General features: G+C 71.0%; 8 protein-coding genes. 6 read left to right on the top strand and 2 right to left on the bottom strand.

Translation table 11 applies throughout. The annotated features are described in order from the left end of the window. Both AC2VNT_RS08820 and AC2VNT_RS08815 read left to right on the top strand, forming a co-directional pair. The coding region (locus AC2VNT_RS08820) for an oxidoreductase C-terminal domain-containing protein (protein WP_486946493.1) at positions 1-308 on the top strand (308 nt) is incomplete at its 5' end. A 101-nt stretch (positions 309-409) separates the two neighbouring features. Next, positions 410-1,252 (top strand): DUF3097 domain-containing protein, encoded by an 843-nt coding sequence (locus tag AC2VNT_RS08815; RefSeq protein WP_486946492.1) that lies wholly within the window; start codon positions 410-412, stop codon positions 1,250-1,252. Positions 1,253-1,265: 13 nt separating this feature from the next. Here the strand turns inward: AC2VNT_RS08815 and AC2VNT_RS08810 are convergent, their stop codons facing one another. Next, entirely contained in the window at positions 1,266-1,985 is a 720-nt protein-coding gene (locus tag AC2VNT_RS08810; protein ID WP_486946495.1) for a DUF2332 domain-containing protein, read from the bottom strand. 18 nt (positions 1,986-2,003) lie between these two features. Further along, a complete protein-coding gene (gene mftR, locus AC2VNT_RS08805) occupies positions 2,004-2,600 on the bottom strand; it encodes a mycofactocin system transcriptional regulator (protein ID WP_486946491.1) in 597 nt (198 codons plus the stop codon). Between the two features lie 96 nt (positions 2,601-2,696). Here mftR and mftA point away from each other — a divergent pair, with 96 nt between their 5' ends. From mftA to AC2VNT_RS08785, 4 genes are all read left to right on the top strand, one after another. Then, positions 2,697-2,801 carry a mycofactocin precursor MftA gene (gene mftA / locus AC2VNT_RS08800; protein WP_486946490.1) on the top strand — a complete coding sequence of 35 codons (105 nt, stop codon included), beginning with the start codon at positions 2,697-2,699 and terminating at the stop codon, positions 2,799-2,801. Then, a complete protein-coding gene (mftB, locus tag AC2VNT_RS08795; RefSeq protein ID WP_486946494.1) occupies positions 2,798-3,097 on the top strand; it encodes a mycofactocin biosynthesis chaperone MftB in 300 nt (99 codons plus the stop codon). The genes mftA and mftB overlap by 4 nt, the downstream gene beginning before the upstream one ends. Continuing rightward, positions 3,094-4,299, top strand: coding sequence for a mycofactocin radical SAM maturase (gene mftC / locus AC2VNT_RS08790; protein WP_486946489.1), 1,206 nt, complete (start codon positions 3,094-3,096; stop codon positions 4,297-4,299). The genes mftB and mftC overlap by 4 nt, the downstream gene beginning before the upstream one ends. Before the next feature lie 2 nt (positions 4,300-4,301). Next, positions 4,302-4,633, top strand: a 332-nt coding sequence (locus tag AC2VNT_RS08785) for an alpha-hydroxy-acid oxidizing protein (RefSeq protein ID WP_486946488.1), incomplete at its 3' end; no start/stop codon positions are given.

Here is a 4,633-nt window from a genome sequence, read left to right as displayed (position 1 = left end):
ATTGGAGCAACGTCGTCACCCAGGTCCGGGTGATGGTGCCGGCCATGCTGGGCCGGAAGTCGCTCTCCGACGTGGTGGTCCCGTCCTACATCTGGAGCGACCAGTACGACGTGAAGATCCAGTGCCTGGGTGAACCGGAGCCCACCGACACCGTGCACCTGGTGGAGGACGACGGCCACAAGTTCCTGGCCTACTACGAGCGCGACGGCGTGCTGGCCGCGGTGGTCGGCGGGGGCCGGCCCGGGAAGGTGATGGGTGGCCGCGCCAAGATCGCCGCCGGGGCGCCGATCGCCGACGTGCTGGCCTGATCCGTCCTGTTCGCGCCGGAGACCAAGCCGTCGTGAAAAAGATGACGAAACGGCGCACCCGGTTCACCCGCGGCGCGGGGCTTTCGGCCTAGCATCGCCGGGTGCCTGATCGCTACGGAACCGATGTCCTCGCCGACAACCCGCACACCGCGCGCAGGGTCCGCTCCACCGAGCTGCCGGTGGAGATCGGCATGGTGGTCGAGGACGCGCAGACCGGGTATGTCGGGGCGGTGGTGCGGATCGAGTACGGCCGGATGGACCTGGAAGACCGGCACGGCCGAAGACGCGGCTTCCCGGTCGGACCCGGCTACCTGATCGACGGCCGGCCGGTGATCCTGACCGCGCCGCGCCGCGCCGCGCCGACGGCGCCGAGCCGGACCGCCTCCGGTTCGGTGCCCGCGCCCGCGGGCCGGGCACGCACCGCGCTGGCCAGCCGCATCTACGTGGAGGGCCGCCACGACGCCGACCTGGTGGAACAGGTGTGGGGGGCCGACCTGCGGGCCGAGGGGGTGGTGGTCGAGTACCTCGGCGGCGTCGACGACCTGGTCGGCATCGTCGAGGCGTTTCGGCCCGCGCGTTCCCGGCGGCTCGGGGTGCTGGTCGACCACCTGGTACCCGGGTCCAAGGAGTCCCGCATCGCCGACGCCGTCCGCCGCGGGCCCGGCGGCGCGCACACCCTGGTGGTGGGCCATCCGTTCATCGACATCTGGCAGGCCGTCAAGCCGAATCGGATTGGCCGCCAAGCCTGGCCGACGGTGCCCCGGGGAGTGGAGTGGAAGCACGGCGTGTGTGAGCGGCTGGGCTGGGCGCACGCCGATCAGGCCGACATCGCGGCGGCGTGGCGGCGGATCCGCGGCAGCGTGCGGGATTGGAACGACCTGGAGCCGGAGCTGATCGGTCGAGTCGAGGAGCTGATCGACTTCGTCACCGCGGCCCAGGGCTGAGCCGGCTGACATCTCAGGCCCAGATCACCGGCGGGCCGTGGGCGCGGCGGCGCCGAGGATCTCGTCGGTGGCACCCGGCCCGCAGCGGGCCCGCACCAGGAATTCGTCGTCGGCGCCGGCTGCGGGGCTGCGGTTCGAAGTTCAGCCACACCAGCGGCGCCGTGAGGTCGGCGGTGGCGCCGAGCGTGTCGACGTCGGCGGTTATCCGCGCCTGCTCGGCCGCGTCGAGGTACTGCCAGGTCACCGAGTGCCACAGCACGCTGATCGTGTCCGGGGCCAACCGCAGCGCACCGACCGCCTCGCCGGCCGATCGTCGTTCCAAGACGGCCGGGACCGCCCGCGCGATCTGGATCGCACCGTCGAGGCGCTGCAGCCGGACCGGCATGTCCGGCCAGACGTAACTCAGCAGGGTGAGCCGGCCGTCGTCGGTGCCGACGTCCACCGGTGCGACGTCGACGCCGTGCCGCTCGCCGATCCGCAGGTCGACGTCGGGCGGGTACCGGCCGCGCCACGCGTCGTCGATCAGCACCGCCGACGTCTCCGGTCCGCACTGCCCGCCGGTGGACCGGTACCGGAACCGGTCGGCGCGCAGGTTCAGGCCGGCACTCGCGCCGAACTCGAAAAGCCGTACCGGAAGCGGGAATCGCCGCACCAGGATGAGCAGCCCGCCGATCAGCACCGCGGATCGGCCGACCTCGTTGGTCTGCGGCGGCCGGTTCAGGAACGGCCGCAGGGTGCTGCGCTGGTGCTCTCAGCCGTCATCGAATCCGCCGCGGACCGCGTCGAACGCGTCACCGAGCGCCTGCGGCAGCGGGATCGACTCGTCGGCCAGCCAGTGTTCGTAGGCGCTCAGCGCGATCCCCAGCAGCTGCCAGGCCACCGTCTGCGGCATCAGCTCGGTTGCGGCCACCCCGGCCCGGCGGGCGACGAAGTCGGCGATCACGCCGCGCCATCCCGCGTACATGGTCATCGAATAGGCCTGCAGCTCCGCGGTCTGCAGGATCACCTGCATGCGCCGGCGGTGCCGGGCGGTCTCGGACTCGTCGAACGTGTTGAATGCCAGCAGTGCCGCCCGCAGTGCGTCACCGAGCGGGACGCTCGGATCGATCCGGCCGAGCTGGTCGCGCAGGTGCCGCAGGTGGGCGTCGAAATCGCCCCAGGGGATCGCGTTCTTGGATGCGTAGTAGCGGAACAGGGTGCGCCGGGCGATGCCGGCGGCCCGGGCGACGTCGTCGGCGCTGACCTCGTCGAAGCCGTGGGTGGCGAACAGGTCGATCGCCACGTCGGTGATGTGGTGCGGTGTGGTGGACCGGCGCCGACCGGTGCGCCGTGCGGCTGTCGCGGTCATGTCCCGGTTCCTGTCACCCGATCCGCTTCCGTTCTGACACTCGATGCCATATCCTTACCGGGATTGTGACCCTTATCGCAACGAAAGGCCAGCACCATGGAGCAGCAGACTGGGAGCACCGCGGCGGCGTCCGAGACCGAGCTCGTCACCGAGAGCCTGGTCGAAGAGGTCTCCATCGACGGGATGTGCGGGGTCTACTGAGCGTGTCGGCCCCCATCGCCGACGGCTTCGACCTCGACCGCGGCTGGCGGCTGCATCCGCAGGTGTCGATCCGGCCCGAGCCGTTCGGCGCGCTGCTGTATCACTTCGGCACCCGCAAGCTGTCGTTTCTGAAGAACCGCACCATCGTCGCGGTGGTGCAGTCGCTCGCCGACCAGCCGGACGCCCGGTCCGCCTGCCGGGCCGCCGGCGTCGACGACGCCCAGTCGGCGCCGTACGTCAGCGCGCTGGCCACCCTGGCCGAATCGACGATGTTGGTGCCCAAGGAGGACCGATGACCACCGTCACCGCGGCTCAGCCGAGAACGCCCCGGCTGATCGACCAGTTCGAGCGGGGACTGGATGCGCCGATCTGCCTGACCTGGGAGCTCACCTACGCCTGCAACCTGGCCTGCGTGCACTGCCTGTCGGCCTCCGGCCGGCGGGATCCGCGCGAGCTCTCCACCCGGCAGTGCAAGGACATCATCGACGAGCTGGAACGCATGCAGGTGTTCTACGTCAACATCGGCGGCGGGGAACCGACCGTCCGCGACGACTTCTGGGAGCTGGTGGACTACGCCACCGCCCACCACGTCGGGGTGAAGTTCTCCACCAACGGGCTACGGATCACCCCCGAGGTGGCCGCCAAGCTGGCCGCCAGCGACTACGTCGACGTGCAGATCTCGCTGGACGGCGCCACCGCCGAGGTCAACGACCCGATCCGGGGCACCGGCTCCTACGACATGGCGATCCGCGCCTTGGAGAACCTGTCGGCGGCCGGCTTCGCGGACACCAAGATCTCGGTCGTCGCCACCCGGCACAACATCGACCAGCTCGACGAATTCGCCGCGCTGGCACAACGGTACGGGGCGACGCTGCGGATCACCCGGCTGCGGCCGTCCGGACGCGGCGTCGACGTCTGGGACGACCTGCACCCCACCGCCGAACAGCAGGGGCAGCTGTACACCTGGCTGGTCGCCAAGGGCGAGGGGGTGCTGACCGGCGACTCCTTCTTCCACCTGGCGCCGCTCGGCGAACAGGGTGCACTGGCGGGGTTGAACATGTGCGGCGCCGGCCGGGTGGTCTGCCTGATCGACCCGATCGGCGACGTGTACGCCTGCCCATTCGCCATCCACGAGGAGTTCCTGGCCGGAAACGTGTTGACCGACGGTGGTTTCGACCAGGTGTGGAAGCACTCGCAGCTGTTCACCCGGCTGCGCATCCCGACCGCGGGCGGGTCCTGCGCCAGCTGCCCGCTGTACCAGACCTGCCGGGGCGGCTGCATGGCGGCCAAGTTCTTCACCGGCCTGCCGATGGACGGACCGGACCCGGAGTGCGTCCGCGGCTTCGGCGACGAGGCGCTGGCGGCCAACGGGCGGTCGAAGCCGATCCCGAGCAGCGACCACTCCCGCGGCACCCGCCGCGGCGCACCGCCATCGCTGACCCGGGTGGTCACCCCGGCGAAGCCGCCCAAGCGGCTCTGCGACGAGAGCCCGGTCTGACCGTGGGCCGTGACGTCTGGTTCGAGACGGTCGCCATCGCCCAGCAGCGGGCGAAGAAACGGCTGCCGAAATCGGCCTACTCCTCACTGATCTCGGCCAGCGAGAAAGGTGTCACGGTCGCCGACAACGTGGCCGCGTTCAGCGAGTTGGGTTTCGCGCCGCACGTCGTCGGTGCGCCGGCGAACCGAGACCTCGGCACCACCGTGCTGGGCCAGGAGATATCGCTGCCGGTCGTCATCTCGCCGACCGGGGTGCAGGCGGTCGACCCGGCCGGCGAAGTCGCCGTCGCCCGGGCGGCGGCGGCCCGCGGCACGGCGATGGGGCTGTCGTCGTT

It is taken from the genome of Mycobacterium sp. TH-M15 (assembly GCF_057473705.1).
The sequence above is the reverse complement of the archived record's forward strand: the minus strand, read 5'-3'. Positions and strand labels throughout refer to the sequence as shown.